Raw genomic sequence first — 15596 nt, 5'->3', positions numbered from 1 at the left:
GCGTACGCAAGGACCGCATGACCCCGGAAACCGAATGGAGCGCTGCGGCACTGCAGGCGCTGGCCGCGCAGGCAGCGACGCCGCCCTGCGACTCGTGCCGCACGCTGCCCTCCGGCGGCTGGGAAGCCATGCCCTCGTCGCTCGACCGCGCGCGGCTGGAGCCCGTGGGCACGCTCTACCCCGCCGCCGCCACCGATCTGGCGGGAGCGACGCTGGACGAGTACCACCCCAACGGCACGCGTTATTGGTCGGCCGATGCGCCCATCGCGCTGGGCTGGTTCCCCTACAACCGCTGCAGCGTGTGGCGGTGCCGGGTGTGCGCCACGGTCTTCGTGCGCTATGCCGAGACCGGCGGCTATTTCGAGGAAGAGCGCATCCGCCGCGTCGACCCTGCGCTCGTGGTCGCCACACCGGGAAAGACCTAGCGCCGAATCTCCCCGCCTGGTGCATGCTGGGCCGCAGCCAGGCCGACCAGCAGCCCGAGGGGAGACAACAAATGGCGAAGAAGGCCCCACGCCGGACGGCCGAACGGATTCTGGAAGTCACGCTGGCGCTGTTCAACCGCCTGGGCGCGCCGAACGTGTCCACCACGCTGATTGCGGCCGAGTTGAACATCAGCCCCGGCAACCTCTACTACCACTACCCCGCCAAGGACGAACTGCTGGGCGCGCTGTTCGACCGCTATGCCCAGGCGATGGGCGAACTGCTGGATGCGGGGCAGGAGGTGCGTGATGTGGAAGACGCTTGGTTCTTCCTGCACAGCGTTTTCGAACGCATCTGGGAGTACCGCTTCCTGTACCGCGACCTGAACGACCTGCTGAGCAACAACCGCCGGCTGGAGCAGCATGTGCAGACCGTACTGCAAGGCAAGTCGCGCGCCGTGCGCGGCATGCTGCAGGCCATGGGTCACCACGGCGCACTGCAGATCGCGCCGACCGAAGCGCAGACCACCGCCACCAGCATGGTCGTAGTGCTGACCTACTGGCTCAGCTTCGAATACGCGCTGGCCCCGCGCGGCGCCATGGAACCCGAAGCCGCACAAGGCGCCGTGCTGCGCGGCGCTACCCATGTGCTGGCCTTGCTGCTGCCTTATCTGGCGGCGGAGCAGCGCGAACACCTGGCTTCATTAGTATCTGCATACGAGCAAGCGGCTGTCACGCAAAAAATTTAGACTGGCGCAACCGCAAGAAGGAGACAACGATGGGCGAATGGACCGCTTTCCCCTACGTCGGCGCGTTCAGTTTCGACGGCGCCAGTGTCCTGAAGGCGTGGTCGCGCCTGCATGTGGCCGATGTCGAGCCTGCGCCGCACGACCAGGCCGTGCTGCATGCCTGGGCCTTGTTCCACAACGGTGAGTTTCGCCAGGCCTGCGAGGCCGGGCTCAAGGCCGGCGGCGCCGGCATCACGGTGGCCAACAAGGCGACGGCGATTTACGCCAACTACCTCGAACCTCGCGAGAAGACGCGGCTCGCACTGTTCCAGGACGTGGCCGAGCGGGCCGAGAAGCAGCTGCTGGCCGAGCCGCACAACCCCAACGCCTGGTACTGGCGCGCCTATGCGCTGGGGCGCTACAGCCAGGGGATCAGCGTGGCCAAGGCGCTGGCCCAGGGGCTGGGCACGCGGGTCAAGGAATCGCTGGAGCGTGTGATCGACCTGGCGCCCAGCCATGCCGACGCGCACATTGCGCTGGGCACCTTCCACGCCGAGGTGATCGACAAGGTCGGCTCGCTGATCGGCAGCATGACCTACGGCGCCAAGCGGGACGTGGGCCTGCGCATGTTCCAGCAGGCGCTCAGGCTGCACCCGGGCTCCGTGATCGGGCTGGTGGAGTACGCCAACGCATTGGTCATGCTCGATGGCGACGACAAGCTGCAGGAGGCGACAGCCCTGTATGAGCAGGCGGCAGCCGCCACGCCGGCAGACGCCACGGAACGGCTCGACGTGGAGATGGCGCAGGCCGAGCTGGCCAACTGACGCGCGCCGTCCGGTGGGCGATGCGCGTTGGTCCTACAGCGGGAACGGGCGGTTGGCCTTGCCCGCGGCGGCCACGCTGGGCACCATGCACGCGCACACCTGTGTACATCTTGCCGGACGACCCCATGAACATCTTCGAAGCGCTCCGCATCAGCCACCAGACCCAGCGCGCGCTGGTGGACCAGTTGGTCGCCACCGAGGGCGACAGCCGCGAACGCAGTGTCGTGTTCACGGCGCTGCGCAAGGAACTGCAGGCGCACGAGACGGCAGAGGAGCGCTGCTTTTACGTGCCTTTGATCGAGCACGACGCCACGGTCGATACCGCGCGCCACGGCATCGCCGAGCACCATGAGATGGACGAGATGGTGGAGGAACTGGCGGACACGGAGATGTCGTCGCCGGCCTGGCTGGTCAAGGCGCGCGCGCTGCGGCACAAGGTGCACCACCACCTGGACGAGGAAGAGCAGGTGTTCTTCCAGCTCGCTGGCAAGGTGCTATCTGCCGCGCAGAAAACCGCACTCGCCAAGGCCTACGAGGCAGAATTCACGACCCAGCGCGTCCAGGCCTGAAAGCTGGCGCGCAAGCACCACGCCACCCACCACAAGAGCCCGCCATGTCCGAACTCCAGACCGCCTTCCAGGCCGCCGTCCACCAGTCGCAACAGCTGAGCCAGCGCCCCGACAACGCCACGTTGCTGCGGCTCTACGGGCTGTACAAGCAGGCCAGTGCCGGCGACAACAAGGCGCCCAAGCCCGGCTTCTCCGACATGGTGGGCCGTGCCAAGTGGGACGCCTGGAACAAGCTGCAGGGCATGTCGGGCGAAGACGCCATGCAGCAGTACATCGACGCCGTGTCCGCGCTCGAATAGCGCCGGCACCCCGAACCCTCGATGCGCCGCTCAGGTCCCCGCTGCAGGCCCGGAGAGCGGCGCGAGCAAGCCGAGGGCCAGGTCACGCTCTGCCTTGGACCGCGCAGCCAGCGACCGCACGGCGGCATAAAAGCGCGGCCAGTCGCGGCCTTCACGTTCGAACAGCGCTTCGAAGGCCGGCACCAGCCCGTCGTAGGCTGCCTGCACGCCAAAGCTGGCGTTGTTGACCCGCTCCACGTAGGCGTCATAGCCCGCGAAGCCCTGCCAGCGCTCACGCTTGAGCAGCGCGTAATCGGTGCGGAACGCCTCCATCACCTGCGCCTTGCGCTCGGCCATGGGCTGGGCATTGGCGCCGTCGGCATACACGGCCTCGAGCTGTTTACGCGTGGCCAGCATCAAGGCGCGGAACTCGCGGCGCCGGCTGTCGAAGCGCGCGTACTCGACCCGGGCGGCCTCACTGGCGTGCGTGGCCAGCCACTGCGCGCTGCCCAGACGCTCGACCGCCGTCGCGAAGGATTCGTTGAACTGCGTGTCGTCCTGCACGTACACCATCTGGTGCGCCAGCTCATGGAACAGCATGCGGGCCAGCTCGCCCTCGGGGTATTGGATGAAGGTGTTCAGCAGCGGGTCGCCGCCGAGCCAGTTCATCCAGCCCAGCGTGGAATAGGCCGGCACGCCGTAGACGCTGGCTTCCAGCCCGTCGCTGCGCAACTGCGCCGCCAGGGCCTGCGCCTCGCGCTCGTCGAAGTAGCCGCGGTAGCCGATGCAGCCGGTGAACGGGAAGCACCAGGTCTTGAGCTTGAGCGAGTACGGCGGTGCCGCGATCGCATTCCACACGGCGGCGCGCCGGCCCAGGTCGGCGTAGCGGTGGTAGCTCGCGTTATCGGGCAGATGCAGGGCATCCACGGCAAACGCACGCAGACGGCGCGCGAGCTCGAGCTGGCGCTTGAGCTCGGGCGGCGCCTTGGCGTCGTCCAGCCAGTCCTGGATCGGCCGCGCTGCGTGCATGAGCTGCAGGTGCCCGCGCGCGGACTGCCAGTAGTAGGACATGTCGGCACAGCCCGACACGCACAGCAGCACCAACGATGCCCCTGCCGCGCGCGCGGTCGTGGCCCAGGTACGGATGGAAGGATGTGGCACGGAGGCGAGTTTACGGAGCTTGGCCAGCCGTTCTGGCACGCAGGTTGCTGTGCTTCGCACATGCCTGCTGCGAATCTTTCTCCATCGGTGAACCAAGGCTGCCGCCGTGCGTCCAAGCCGGGCATGCAGCGGTTTTTCAACTCCTTTTCGATGCGGTGGTCCTGACATGTCCAGCCACGGCCGCCCCAAGAGCCAGTATGGCCGCCTGACGGCAATCGCCAGCGGCCACCACCTGTCGACCTTGACCGCGCAGCGGGTCGTGGAACAGGGCGGCTCGCTGATCGACGCCATGATCGCGGCGTCGGCAATGTTGACAGTCACGCAGCCGCACGCGAGTTCGCTGGGCGGCTGCGGCATGTTGCTGTACTTCGACGCCACCTCGCACCAGGTGCAGGTGCTGAACGGCACGGGCCGCGCGCCGGCTGCCACGCCGGCCCAGGCGCTGGCAGACGCGGGCGTGATGCCGCGCCATGGCGTGCAGGCTGCGGTGACGCCGACCCTGGTGCGGCTGTGGGCACGTGCCCACGAGCGCTTCGGCCGCCTGCCCTGGGGCCAGTTGCTGGCACCGGCCATCGCGGCGGCCGACGGTGGCATCGGCACGTCGGAAGAGCTGGCGCGCAATCTGGCCCTGGCCGATCCCGCCGTCTCGGCCCAGCCCGGCTTCACCGACAGCTTCTGCCGCAAGGGGCAGCTGCTGGCGGCCGGGCAGCCCATGCGCCAGCCGCGCATGGCCGAGGTGCTGCAGACCATTGCCAGGAACGGCGAGGACGGCTTTTTCGGCGGCTGGGTCGCACGCAGCCTGGCCGCCTTCTGCGCCGAGCACGGCGGCTGGCTTGGCCAGGAGGACCTGGCCCGTGCCCAGGCCGACTGGTGGCAGAGCTGGCACACGCGGTACGCCGGCCGCGAGGTGCATGTCGCGCCGCCCAATGCAGTCAGCGTGCTGATGCTGCGCCAGCTCAACCTGCGCGCCACCGCCCGCGCCGCGCGTGGGGCCGAGACTGCCGACGCCGATGTGATGCGCGCCATCGCCGTGCTGCACCGCTACCGGTCGCGCATCGGCGACCCGGCCCGCAAGCGGCTGATGCCGGCCGACTTCGACCTGGGCGAGCGCCACCTGAGCCCCGGCCCCGCGCCTGGGCCGCATGCGGGTGCCGCCATGCCGGCCGATGCGTCCGGCTTCGTCGCCATGGATGTCGAGGGCAATGCCGTGGCCCTGCTGCAAAGCGTGTTCCAGCCCCTGGGTTCGGGCTGCGTGGACCCGGGCACCGGCGTGTTGCTGAACAACCGCATGTCCGATTTCGTCGCCCAGCCCGGCATGCCGAACAGCGTGCAGCCACTGATCCGGCCGGCCCACACGCTGAGCCCCTACATCGTGGTCCACGGCAACCGCGCCGAGCTGGCGGCCGTGTCGCCCGGCGGCGTGAACCAGACCACCTGCGGTGTGCAGTTCGCCAGCGGCGCGCTGGAGACCGAGGCGACGCTGGGCGAGATCGCGGGCCGCCCGCGCTGGAGCCTGAACCCCGAGGGCGGCGTGCTCCTGGAGCCCGGCATGGACCCGGCCGTGGCGCCCGCGCTGCGCGGCCAGGGCCTGGAGGTCGTCGAGAACGTGGCGCAGGAGCTGTGCTTCGGCTCGGTCAAGGCCGTCCGTGCCCACCCGCTGGGCGGGCTGGAGGCCGTGGCCGACCTGCGCCGCCAGGCCCATGCCGTGGCCTGGTAGCGCGGGGCGCTGACAAACTGCGCGCGGCCGGACGTTTTTGTCAGTCCGGCACCACCGCCGTGACTTCGATCTCCACCTTGGCGCGCGCCTCCATGAGCCCGCTGACCTGCACGCAGGTCATGGCCGGGAAGTTGCGGCCCATGGCCTCGCGGTAGACCTTGCCGAGCTCGGGCAGGCGGCTGTTGTATTCCACGCGGTCGGTCACGTACCAGGTCATGCGCACCATGTGCTCGGGCCCGGCGCCAGCCTCGCGCAGCACGTCGACGACATTGCGCAGCGCCTGGCCGGTCTGCGCGATGAAGTCGTCGGTCTCGAACTGCTGCTGCGCGTTCCAGCCGATCTGGCCGCCGACGAACACCATGGTGCCGCGCGCGGCGACGCCGTTGGCATAACCCTTGGGCGCCGTCCAGCCCGGTGGTTGCAGGAGTTTCATAGCTGTTTGAGTTTGAAGCGTTGCAATTTGCCGGTCTCGGTGCGCGGCAGGCTGGCCACGAACGCGATCTCGCGCGGGTATTTGAACGGCGCGATGTGGGCCTTCACATGGTCCTGCAGTGCCCGCACCATCGCCGCATCGCCCACATGGCCCGGCTTGAGCACGCAGAATGCCTTGACCAGCATGCCGCGTTCGGCGTCGGGCTTGCCGATCACGCCGCATTCGGCCACGGCCGGGTGCTGCAGCAAGGCGTCCTCGACCTCGGGGCCGCCGACGTTGTAGCCGGCCGTGATGATCATGTCGTCGGCACGCGACTGGTAGAAGAAGTAGCCGTCCTCGTCCTGCACGAAGGCATCGCCAGGGTAGTTCCAGCCGTCCTTCACATAGCTCGTCTGTCGCGCGTCGTCCAGGTAGCGGCAGCCCACCGGGCCGACCAGCGCCAGCTTGCCGACCTGGCCCCGCGGCAGTTCGCGGCCCTCGTCGTCGAGGATCCTGGCCGTGAAGCCCGGCACCACCTTGCCGATGGCGCCACGCCGCACCTCGTCGGGCGGCGCAGAGATGTAGATGTGGAACACCTCGGTGCCGCCGATCCCGTCCAGCATCTCGATGCCGGTGGCCTCCTTCCAGAGCTGGCGCGTGGCGTCGGGCAATGCCTCACCGGCGCTGACCGTGGTGCGCAAGGACGGCAGGCCCAACGCCTTGGCGAACGGTGCCATCTGCCGGTAGAACGTGGGCGCGGTGTAAACGATGGTGGCGCCCACCTCCCGGATCAGCCGCACCATGGCTTCGGGTGTGTAGGGGATGTCGGGAAAGTAGACACTGGCCCCCGCCCACATCGGGAAGACCAGCAGGCCCCCCAGGCCGAACGTGAAAGCCAGCGGCGGCGAGCCCATCACGATGTCCTCGGGCCGGGCCTTGAGCACATGGCGCGGCCAGCAGTTGCACATGGCGATGACCTCCCGGTGGCTGGTGACGGGTGCCTTGGGCTTGCCCGTGGTGCCGGAAGTGAACGCCAGAAGCGCGATGTCGTCGGCGGCCGTGGGGCAGGCCGTGAACTGGCCTGCCTTACGCGCGGCGCGCGCTTCCAGGCTGGTGTCGTCACCGGGCGCGTGGAACGCCAGGACATGCGCCAGCACCGGGTGCTGCGCCTGCGCGGCGTGCAACTCGTCGAGCAACCGGGCCTCGCACAGCGCGGCGACGGGTTGCGCCTTCTCGACGATGTCGCCCAGCTCCTTGGCGCGCAGCAGCGGCATGGTCGCCACGGCGATCAGCCCGGCCTTCACAACGGCCAGCCAGGCCAGCGCCATCTCCACCGAATTGCCGCCGCGCAGCAGCACGCGGTTGCCGGGCACCAGGCGCAGGTCCTCGACCAGCACCTGGGCGATGCGGTCGACCTCCACGCGCGTGGCGCGGTAGCTCAGGGTGCGGGCCGGCGAGCGCAGCAAAGGCCGGTCGGCCCAAGGCTTGTCGGCGGCCTTGTCCAGCAGCTCCTCGACCAGGTTCAGCTGATCGGGCAGTTGCAGTTCGGGCAGGTCGTAGCGCATCTGCGGCCACTGCGCGGCTGGCGGCAGGCGGTCGTGCACGAAGCGGTCGACCTGGGCGCTGGTGCCACGTGAGGGAATGGCTGCCATGGTGCTACCCCTGCAAGACGGACTTGCCGATGATGAGCTGCTGCACCTCGGTCGCGCCTTCGTAGATGCGCAGCGAGCGAATGTCGCGGTACAGGCTCTCGACCTTGGTGCCCACCTTCACGCCCAGGCCGCCGTGCATCTGCAGCGCCATGTCGATCACGCGCTGGGCGTTCTCGGTGGCCGTCATCTTGGCCATGGCGGCGGCGGCCGTATAGGCGCGGGCCAGCGCAGGCGTGCCCAGGCCGGCCACGTCGCGCATCCAGGCTGCCCGGTACGTCAGCTGGGCAGCAGCCTCCACGAGCGCCGCCATCTCGCCGAGGCGGGCCTGCGTGAGCTGAAAGTCCGCCAAGGTCTGGCCGAACATCTTGCGGCCCTTGGCATGGGCGACCGCCTCGGCCAACGCGCGGCGCGCGAAGCCCAGTGCCGCAGCGGCCACCGAGGCGCGGAAGATGTCCAACGTGCGCATGGCGAGCTTGAAGCCGCCGTTCAGCTCGCCCAGCTGCGCCGCGGCCGGCACGCCGCAGGCCTCAAAGCGCAGTGTGGCCAGCGGGTGCGGCGCCATCACGGCAATGTGCTCGCTGGTGTCCAGCCCGCGCGCATCGGCATCGACGACGAACGCCGTGATGCCGCGCGTGCCGGCCTGCGGCTCGGTCTTGGCGAACACGCAATAGAAGTCGGCAATGCCGCCGTTGCTGATCCAGGTCTTGGCGCCGTCCAGCTGCCAGCCCTCGCCATCGGGCACGGCGCGCGTGGCCATGGCGGCGACGTCGGAGCCAGCCTCGGCCTCGCTGAGCGCGAAGGCCGCGATCTTCTCGCCGCGCGCAACGGCGCCGAGGTACTGGGCCTGCTGCGCGGGCGAGCCGGCCAGCGTGATCGCACCGCTGCCCAGGCCCTGCATGGCGAACGCAAAATCGGCCAGCGGCGAGTGGAAGGCCAGCGTCTCGCGCAGCACGACAAGCGCGCGCGAATCCAGCCGCTCCAGCGCGCCACCGAAGGCCTGCGGCACGCAGTAGCGCAGGAAGCCGCCCTGCCCCAGCAGCGCCACCCAGTCGCGGCAGGCGGCGCGGTCGTCGGCCTCGTCGACCTCTTGCGCGGCGGCCCAGGGCAGCAGCGCATCGGCCAGCGCGCGGTGCTCGGCCGCGAAGAACGGCAGCGACAGGTGTTCGGTAGACGGCTGCATGTCAGTGCCGCCCGGCCGCCCGGAGGCATTGACGCACCCCCTCGGGGGGCAGCGGACCGCGCGAAGCGGGGAAGCGTGGGGGTCGTTTCATATCAGTCCCCCGCGAACTGCGGCTTCTGCTTGGCGGCAAAGGCTTCGTAGGCCCGCTTGAAGTCTTCGGTCTGCATGCAGATGGCCTGGGCCTGGGCCTCGGCCTCGATGGCCTGCTCGATGGTCATGGCCCATTCCTGCTGCAGCATGGTCTTGGTCATGCCGTGGGCGAAGGTCGGGCCGGCCGCCAGTTCCTGCGCCATGGCCTGGGCCCTGGCGAGCAGCTCCTCGCGGCCATGCAATGCGTTGAAGAAGCCCCAGGCCAGGCCTTCGGCCGCCGTCATCGCGCGGCCCGTGAACAGCAGCTCGGACGCGCGGCCCTGGCCAATCACGCGCGGCAGCAGCGCGCAGGCCCCCATGTCGGCGCCGGCCAGGCCCACGCGCGTGAACAGGAAGGCCGTCTTCGTCGCCTCGCTGCCGTAGCGCAGGTCACAGGCCAGCGCCATCATGGCGCCGGCACCGGCGCAGATGCCGTCGATGGCGCCGATGATGGGCTGCGGGCAGTTGCGCATGGTCTTGACGAGATCGCCGGTCATGCGCGTGAACTCCAGCAGCTCGGGCATGGTCATCTTCGTGAGCGGACCGATGATGTCGTGCACGTCGCCGCCCGAGCAGAAGTTGCCGCCCTCGCCCGTGACGACGATCGCCTTCACGTCGGTGGCGAAGCGCAGCGCATGGAACAGGTCACGCAGCTCGGCGTACGAGTCGAAGGTCAGCGGGTTCTTGCGCTCGGGCCGGTTCAGCGTGATGGTGCCAACGCCGCCCTCGAACTGCCAGGCGAAATGCGCGGCCACGTAGCCGGCCTTGGCGTCGAACTGTGCGCGCATGGGATTGCCCGCGCCGATGTAATGCTTCATGAGGTCTCCAGGAAATTGTTCAGCGTGTGCTGCTTGACCTTGCCCAGCAGCCGGTGCAGCGTGGCGATGTCGCGCACGCCCAGGGCCGAGAACGCGTCCACGATCCATTGCTCGTGGCGCTGCGCCATGGCGTGGAACTGGCTGCGGCCCTTGGCCGTCAGGCGCACGCGGTAGGCGCGGCGGTCGCCCTCCACTTCCATGCGCTCGACCAGGCCCTCGGTCACGAGCTGGTCGGTGATGCCGGTCACGTTGCCGCCCGTCACCATCATGCGGCGCGACAGCTCGTTCATCTTCATGCCCTCGGGGGCGCGCTCCAGCTGCGCCATCAGGTCGAAGCGCGGCAGCGTGGTGTCGAACTGGTCGCGCAGGCCGGCGCGCACCTGGCGCTCGATCTGCTGCGTGCAGGTCAACAGGCGCAGCCACAGGCGCAACTCGTCCGGGTGTTCGCTGTGGGCGCGGGCTTCGAGGTCCATGTCAGCTTTCTTCTTCGGCTTGCGCCGCGGCCGCCATCTGCTGTTGTTTCGCCAGCTCGCGCAGCATCTGGTCGCGCCCGCTCAGGTACTGGCGCGGCCACTCGGCGCCGCTGTGGTTGGCGCGTGGGTCGGCCTGCAGCCGCGCCACCTCGTGCAGCGTCCAGGCCGGGTCGGCCAGGTGCGGGCGGGCCACGGCGCACAGGTCGGCGCGGCCCGCGGCGATGATGCTGTTGGCCTGGTCGGCCTCGCTGATGGCGCCCACCGCGATGGTGCGGATGCCGACCTCGTTGCGGATGCGGTCGGCGAAAGGCGTCTGGTACATGCGGCCGTACACGGGCCTGGCGGCGCGCGTGGTCTGGCCCGAGGACACGTCGATCATGTCGCAGCCAGCCGCATGGAACAGCCGCGCCACGGCCACGCCGTCGTCGCCCGTGTGGCCGCCCTCGGCCCAGTCGTGCGCGGAGATGCGCACGCTCATGGGCCGCTCGGCCGGCCACACGGCGCGCATGGCGGCGAACACTTCGAGCGGGTAGCGCAGGCGGTTCTCCAAACTGCCGCCGTAGTCGTCGGTGCGCCGATTGGTCAGCGGCGTGATGAAGCTGGACAGCAGATAGCCGTGTGCGCAGTGCAGCTCCAGCCAGTCGAAGCCGGCCGCCGCGGCGCGGCGCGTGGACTCGACGAACTGCTCGCGCAGCACGTCCATGTCGGCGCGCGTCATGGCGCGCGGCACCTGGTTCTGCTGGCCGTAGGGCACGGCGCTGGCGGCCAGCAGCGGCCAGTTGCCCTCGGGCAGGGGCTCGTCCATCGCCTCCCAGCCCAGCTGGGTCGAGCCCTTGGGGCCGCTGTGGCCCAGCTGCAGGCCGATGGCGGCACTGCCGTTGCCGTGCACGAAGTCGACGATGCGCGTGAACGCCGATTGCTGCGCCGCGTTCCACAGGCCGGGGCAGCCGGGCGTGATGCGGCCTTCGGGCGTGGGGCTGGTCATCTCGACGAACACCAGCCCCGCGCCGCCCAGCGCACGGGCGCCCAGGTGCACGAGGTGGAAGTCCTGCGGCACGCCGTCGATGGCGCTGTAGGTGGCCATGGGCGAGACGACGATGCGGTTTTTCAGCGTAAGGCCGCGCAGCGTCAGCGGCAGCAGCATGGGCAACCGGGCGGCCGTGTCGAGCGCAGCGGGCGCGCCATCGGCACGCGGTGCCGGCAGGCGCGTGGCCAGCCAGGCCTCGTAGCCGCGCAACCAGCGCGCGTCGCGCAGCCGCAGGTTCTCGTGGCTGATGCGCTGCGAGCGCGTGAGCAGCGAGTAGGCGAACTGCTCGACCTCCATGCCGCTGTAGCGCGCCACGTTCTCGAACCACTCGGTGGAATTGCGCGCGGCGTTCTGGATCTTCAGCACCTCCACGCTGCGGCGCGCCTCGTAGGCGGCCAGCGCGGCATCGGGCTGCGGCTCGGCGGCGAAGGCGTTGGCCAGGTCGATCGCGTCTTCCAGCGCCAGCTTGGTGCCGCTGCCGATCGAAAAGTGCGCCGTGTGCGCGGCATCGCCCATCAGCACCACGGGCACGGCGCGGCCGTCGATGTCCACGCGGTGCACCCAGGTGTTGCAGACCACGCGCGGGAAGCGGATCCAGATCGCCGAGCCGCGCAGGTGGCCGGCATTGCTGATCAGCTTCTCGCCGTCGAGGTAGCGCGCGAAGAGCTTTTCGCAAAAAGCGATGGCCTCGGGCTGCTCCATGCGGTCCAGGCCGTGCGCCTTCCAGACGGACTCGGGCGTCTCCACGATGAAGGTGGAGGTGTCGGCATCGAACTGGTAGGCATGGGCCTGGAACCAGCCGTGCTCGGTCTCTTCGAACGCGAACGTGAACGCGTCGAAGCGCTTGTGCGTGCCGAGCCACACGAAGCGGCAGGCGCGCAGGTCCACGTCGGGCTGGTAGACGTCGGCATAGCGCTGGCGCACGCGGCTGTTCAGGCCGTCGCAGGCGATGACCAGGTCGGCGCCGTGGCGGCGTGCGGCGTCCTGGTCGTCGCTCACATCGGTTTCGAAGACGAGTTCGACACCGAGCTCGGCGCAGCGGTCCTGCAGGATGTTGAGCAGCCGCTTGCGGCCGATGCCGCAAAAGCCGTGGCCGCCCGAACGCACGCTGCGGCCCTTGAAGAAGACCTCGATGTCGTCCCAGTGGTGGAAGTGCTCGCCGATGCGCTGGGCCGTCACCGGGTCGGCCGCGCGCAGGTTGGCCAGCGTCTGGTCCGACAGCACCACGCCCCAGCCGAAGGTGTCGTAGGGCCGGTTGCGCTCCAGCACCGTGACCCGGTGGCCGGGGTTCTGCAGCTTCATGAGAAGGCCGAAGTACAGGCCCGCGGGACCGCCGCCGATGCACAGGATGTTCATGACGAAATAGTTTAGGCTTCAATCAAATACTGTCAAGGCGGCGAACCCGGTGGCGCTGCAGTGGGGGCTTTCCCCGACGGCCCATGTCTTGACGGGGTCTTTGTCGTTTGACAAGAATTTGTTGCATGCGCAATCTCCTCATCCCCCAGATCGAGGCCCGGCTGCAAGGGCTTCCGGTCCCGGTGGCGCTGCAGTTGCCCGCCGGGGAACGCGTGGGCGCCCCTGCGGCCGCCGTCACGCTGTCGTTCCAGGACTGGTCCAGCCTGGCCACCATGGCGAGCGGTCAGATCGGCCGCCTGGCCGAGGATTTCGTCGAAAGCCGCGTGCAGTTGCAGGGCCGCATGCGCGACCTCATGGAGGTGGCGGCCCGGCTGCTGCCGGGCCACCCGGGCCGCGCCAGCTCCTCGCGCTGGTGGGGCGGCGTGCTGCGGCGCGCCAAGTCGCTGGCCGCGCATTCGCCGGCGCGCGATGCCGAGCAGGTGCAGTTCCACTACGACGTGTCGGACGACTTCTACGCGCTGTGGCTCGACGAGAAGCGCGTTTATTCCTGCGCCTACTACCGCGCACCCGGCATGAGCCTGGCCCAGGCGCAGGAGGCCAAGCTGGACCACATCTGCAGGAAGCTGATGCTGCAGCCCGGCGAACGCTTCCTGGACATCGGCGCGGGCTGGGGCGGCCTGCTGCTGTGGGCGGCCGAGCACTACGGCGTGGACGCGACCGGCATCACGCTGTCGCGCAACCAGCACGTGCACGTCAACCGCGAGATCGCGCGCCGTGGCCTGCAGGGCCGCGTGCGCATGCTGCTGCGCGACTACCGCGACCTGGCAGCGGCCGAGCCCTTCGACAAGATCGCCTCGGTCGGCATGTTCGAGCATGTGGGCAAGGCCAACATGCCGACCTACTTCGGCAAGATCCACGCGTTGCTGGTGCCCGGCGGCCTGGTGCTGAACCACGGCATCACGGGCTCGTCGGCCGGGCACGAGCAGCTGGGCGCCGGCATGGGCGAATTCATCGAGAAGTACATCTTCCCTGGCGGCGAGCTGCTGCACGTATCGCAGGTGCTGCACGAGATGGCCGATGCCGGCCTGGAGATGCTGGACACCGAGAACCTGCGCCCGCACTACGCCAAGACCTTATGGGCCTGGTCGGACGCACTGGAGGCGCAGCTGGACGAGGCCCGCGGCGCGCTGGCCACGACCGCCAAGGCAGGCGACGCCGAGCGCATCCTGCGCGCGTACCGGCTGTACCTGGCGGGCAGCGCGATGAGCTTCGAACACAACTGGATCTCGCTGCACCAGATGCTGGCCAGCCGGCCCAGCGGCCTCACGCAGACCGGCACCATCACGGGCGCACAATCAGCGTACCCGTTCAACCGGGGCTACATGTACTCCACCTGAAGGCCGCCCGCGCGGCCCACACCATGCTCTACAAATTCAAATCCAAGGCCACCGGCGACCTCATCATGCTGGAGCCCAACGGCCGGCGCGTTCTGCAGTTGATCGGCAAGTCGCCGGACCCCACGGGCATCATCCAGCCCGCCCAGATGCCGGCGGCCATCGCTGCGCTGGAAGCCGCCGTGGCCCAGGAAGAGGCGGAGCACAAGGCCGCCGAACAGGAGGCCGAGGCCAAGGGCGAGAAGCTGCCGCCCAAGGCCGACACGGTGTCACTGCGCCAGCGCGCCGTGCCATTCATCGACATGCTGCGCCGCTCGGAGGCGGCGGGGCACGACGTGGTCTGGGGCGTCTGAGCACCACCGGGCCGCCCCAAGGCGCTCAGCGCCGCAGCGTGTAGCGCGTAGCGCGTAGCGCGACGGTACTCGCGTCGTCCCTCAGTCCACCTTGGCGCCGGAGGCCTTGACCACCGGCGCCCACTTCTTCAGCTCCGCATCGATCAGCTTGGCGAATTCCTGCGGGGTGTTGCCGCTCGGGATGGCGCCCTGCGCCAGCAGCTTGTCGCTGACGTCCGGCGTCTTGATGGCCTTGGCCACTTCCTGCTGGATGCGGTTCACGATCTCCATGGGCGTGCCGGCCGGCGCCAGCAGGCCGAACCAGGAGCTGGCCTCGAAACCCTTGAGCTGGGGGCCGCCGGCCTGCTCCACCGTGGGCACGTCGGGCAAGGCCGCCGAGCGCTGCGCGCTGGTGACCGCGAGCGCCGTGAGCTTGCCCGCCTTGATCTGCTGCATGGCCGATGGCAGGTTGTCGAACATCACGTCCATGTTCCCGCCCACCATGTCCATGAGCGCCGGGCCGGAGCCGCGGTACGGAAAGTGGACCATGTAGGCCCCGGTCATGGTCTTGAACAGCTCGCCGGCCATGTGGATGGACGTGCCGTTGCCGCTGGAGGCCATGTTCAGCTTGCCCGGGTTGGCCTTGGCGTAGGCGATGAACTGCTGCACGTTGCCGATCTTGAGCGAGCGCGCCTTCTCGGCGTTGACCACCATCACGTTGGGCACGCCGGCCACCAGGCTGATGGGCGCGAAGTCCTTGACCGGGTCGAACGGCATCTTGTCGTAGAGCCACTTGTTGATGGCGTGCGTGCCCACGGTGCCCATGAGGATGGTGTAGCCGTCCGGCGCGGCCTTGGCCACGATGTCGGCGCCGATGTTGCCGCCGGCACCGGCGCGGTTGTCCACGACGAAGGGCTGGCCCAGGGCCTTGGTCAGCTCCACGGCCATGGCGCGGGCCAGGATGTCGGTCGTGCCGCCGGGCGCGAACGGCACGACCATGCGCACGGGCTTGGTCGGCCAGCTGCCCTGCGCGGCGGCGGGCAGGGCGCTGCATGCGGCCAGCACCGCGGTGGCCAGCAGCAGGCGGCGGCCGGGAACGAGGGTCGAAGGTGCGGTCATCAAGA

Annotated in this window: 16 protein-coding genes; 8 read left to right on the top strand and 8 right to left on the bottom strand. The window is 69.4% G+C overall.

All coding sequences use genetic code 11. The features are described from left to right. The first annotated feature begins 17 nt into the window (after positions 1-17). From ASF43_RS22325 to ASF43_RS22305, 5 genes are all read left to right on the top strand, one after another. Positions 18-425 (top strand): hypothetical protein, encoded by a 408-nt coding sequence (locus tag ASF43_RS22325; RefSeq protein ID WP_056185945.1) that lies wholly within the window; start codon positions 18-20, stop codon positions 423-425. A 71-nt stretch (positions 426-496) separates the two neighbouring features. Then, the gene (locus ASF43_RS22320; protein ID WP_056185941.1) at positions 497-1171 is read left to right on the top strand and encodes a TetR/AcrR family transcriptional regulator; all 675 of its coding nucleotides are present in this window, start codon (positions 497-499) and stop codon (positions 1169-1171) included. 29 nt (positions 1172-1200) lie between these two features. Continuing rightward, positions 1201-1974, top strand: coding sequence for a hypothetical protein (locus ASF43_RS22315; RefSeq protein ID WP_056185938.1), 774 nt, complete (start codon positions 1201-1203; stop codon positions 1972-1974). A 125-nt stretch (positions 1975-2099) separates the two neighbouring features. Then, a complete protein-coding gene (locus tag ASF43_RS22310; RefSeq protein WP_056186613.1) occupies positions 2100-2543 on the top strand; it encodes a hemerythrin domain-containing protein in 444 nt (147 codons plus the stop codon). 44 nt (positions 2544-2587) lie between these two features. Further along, a complete protein-coding gene (locus ASF43_RS22305) occupies positions 2588-2842 on the top strand; it encodes an acyl-CoA-binding protein (protein ID WP_056185936.1) in 255 nt (84 codons plus the stop codon). A 30-nt stretch (positions 2843-2872) separates the two neighbouring features. Here ASF43_RS22305 and ASF43_RS22300 read toward each other — a convergent pair whose 3' ends face one another. Further along, positions 2873-3982: an aminopeptidase gene (locus ASF43_RS22300; protein ID WP_235578335.1), complete on the bottom strand. Its 1110-nt coding sequence runs from the start codon at positions 3980-3982 to the stop codon at positions 2873-2875. Positions 3983-4148: 166 nt separating this feature from the next. On the opposite strand from ASF43_RS22300, the gene ASF43_RS22295 reads away from it, so the two are divergent. Next, positions 4149-5699: a gamma-glutamyltransferase family protein gene (locus tag ASF43_RS22295; protein ID WP_056185933.1), complete on the top strand. Its 1551-nt coding sequence runs from the start codon at positions 4149-4151 to the stop codon at positions 5697-5699. Between the two features lie 40 nt (positions 5700-5739). Here the strand turns inward: ASF43_RS22295 and ASF43_RS22290 are convergent, their stop codons facing one another. The 6 genes from ASF43_RS22290 to ASF43_RS22265 all read right to left on the bottom strand — a co-directional run bounded on the left by ASF43_RS22290 (position 5740) and on the right by ASF43_RS22265 (position 12746). Beyond that, positions 5740-6132 (bottom strand): RidA family protein, encoded by a 393-nt coding sequence (locus ASF43_RS22290; protein ID WP_056185931.1) that lies wholly within the window; start codon positions 6130-6132, stop codon positions 5740-5742. Further along, entirely contained in the window at positions 6129-7763 is a 1635-nt protein-coding gene (locus ASF43_RS22285) for an AMP-binding protein (RefSeq protein ID WP_056185925.1), read from the bottom strand. Before ASF43_RS22285 ends, ASF43_RS22290 begins: the two co-directional genes overlap by 4 nt. A 4-nt stretch (positions 7764-7767) precedes the next feature. Then, complete coding sequence (locus ASF43_RS22280; protein WP_056185922.1) at positions 7768-8943, bottom strand: acyl-CoA dehydrogenase family protein; 1176 nt, start codon at positions 8941-8943, stop codon at positions 7768-7770. 92 nt (positions 8944-9035) lie between these two features. Beyond that, positions 9036-9890 (bottom strand): enoyl-CoA hydratase family protein, encoded by an 855-nt coding sequence (locus ASF43_RS22275; protein WP_056185920.1) that lies wholly within the window; start codon positions 9888-9890, stop codon positions 9036-9038. Then, positions 9887-10363, bottom strand: a complete 477-nt coding sequence (locus tag ASF43_RS22270) for a MarR family winged helix-turn-helix transcriptional regulator (RefSeq protein ID WP_056185917.1) — start codon at positions 10361-10363, stop codon at positions 9887-9889. The genes ASF43_RS22275 and ASF43_RS22270 overlap by 4 nt, the downstream gene beginning before the upstream one ends. 1 nt (position 10364) lies before the next feature. Next, positions 10365-12746, bottom strand: a complete 2382-nt coding sequence (locus tag ASF43_RS22265; RefSeq protein WP_056185914.1) for a bifunctional salicylyl-CoA 5-hydroxylase/oxidoreductase — start codon at positions 12744-12746, stop codon at positions 10365-10367. A gap of 125 nt (positions 12747-12871) precedes the next feature. Between ASF43_RS22265 and ASF43_RS22260 the strand changes: the two genes are divergently transcribed. Beyond that, on the top strand, positions 12872-14143 hold the full coding sequence (locus tag ASF43_RS22260) for a cyclopropane-fatty-acyl-phospholipid synthase family protein (protein ID WP_056185911.1): 1272 nt from the start codon (positions 12872-12874) through the stop codon (positions 14141-14143). 23 nt (positions 14144-14166) lie between these two features. Beyond that, positions 14167-14493 (top strand): DUF1840 domain-containing protein, encoded by a 327-nt coding sequence (locus ASF43_RS22255; RefSeq protein ID WP_056185908.1) that lies wholly within the window; start codon positions 14167-14169, stop codon positions 14491-14493. Positions 14494-14574: 81 nt separating this feature from the next. Here ASF43_RS22255 and ASF43_RS22250 read toward each other — a convergent pair whose 3' ends face one another. Then, positions 14575-15591, bottom strand: coding sequence for a tripartite tricarboxylate transporter substrate binding protein (locus ASF43_RS22250; RefSeq protein WP_056185905.1), 1017 nt, complete (start codon positions 15589-15591; stop codon positions 14575-14577). Positions 15592-15596: the final 5 nt, after the last annotated feature.

It is taken from the genome of Pseudorhodoferax sp. Leaf267 (assembly GCF_001422405.1).
Taxonomy (GTDB): domain Bacteria; phylum Pseudomonadota; class Gammaproteobacteria; order Burkholderiales; family Burkholderiaceae_C; genus Pseudorhodoferax.
The sequence above is the reverse complement of the archived record's forward strand: the minus strand, read 5'-3'. Positions and strand labels throughout refer to the sequence as shown.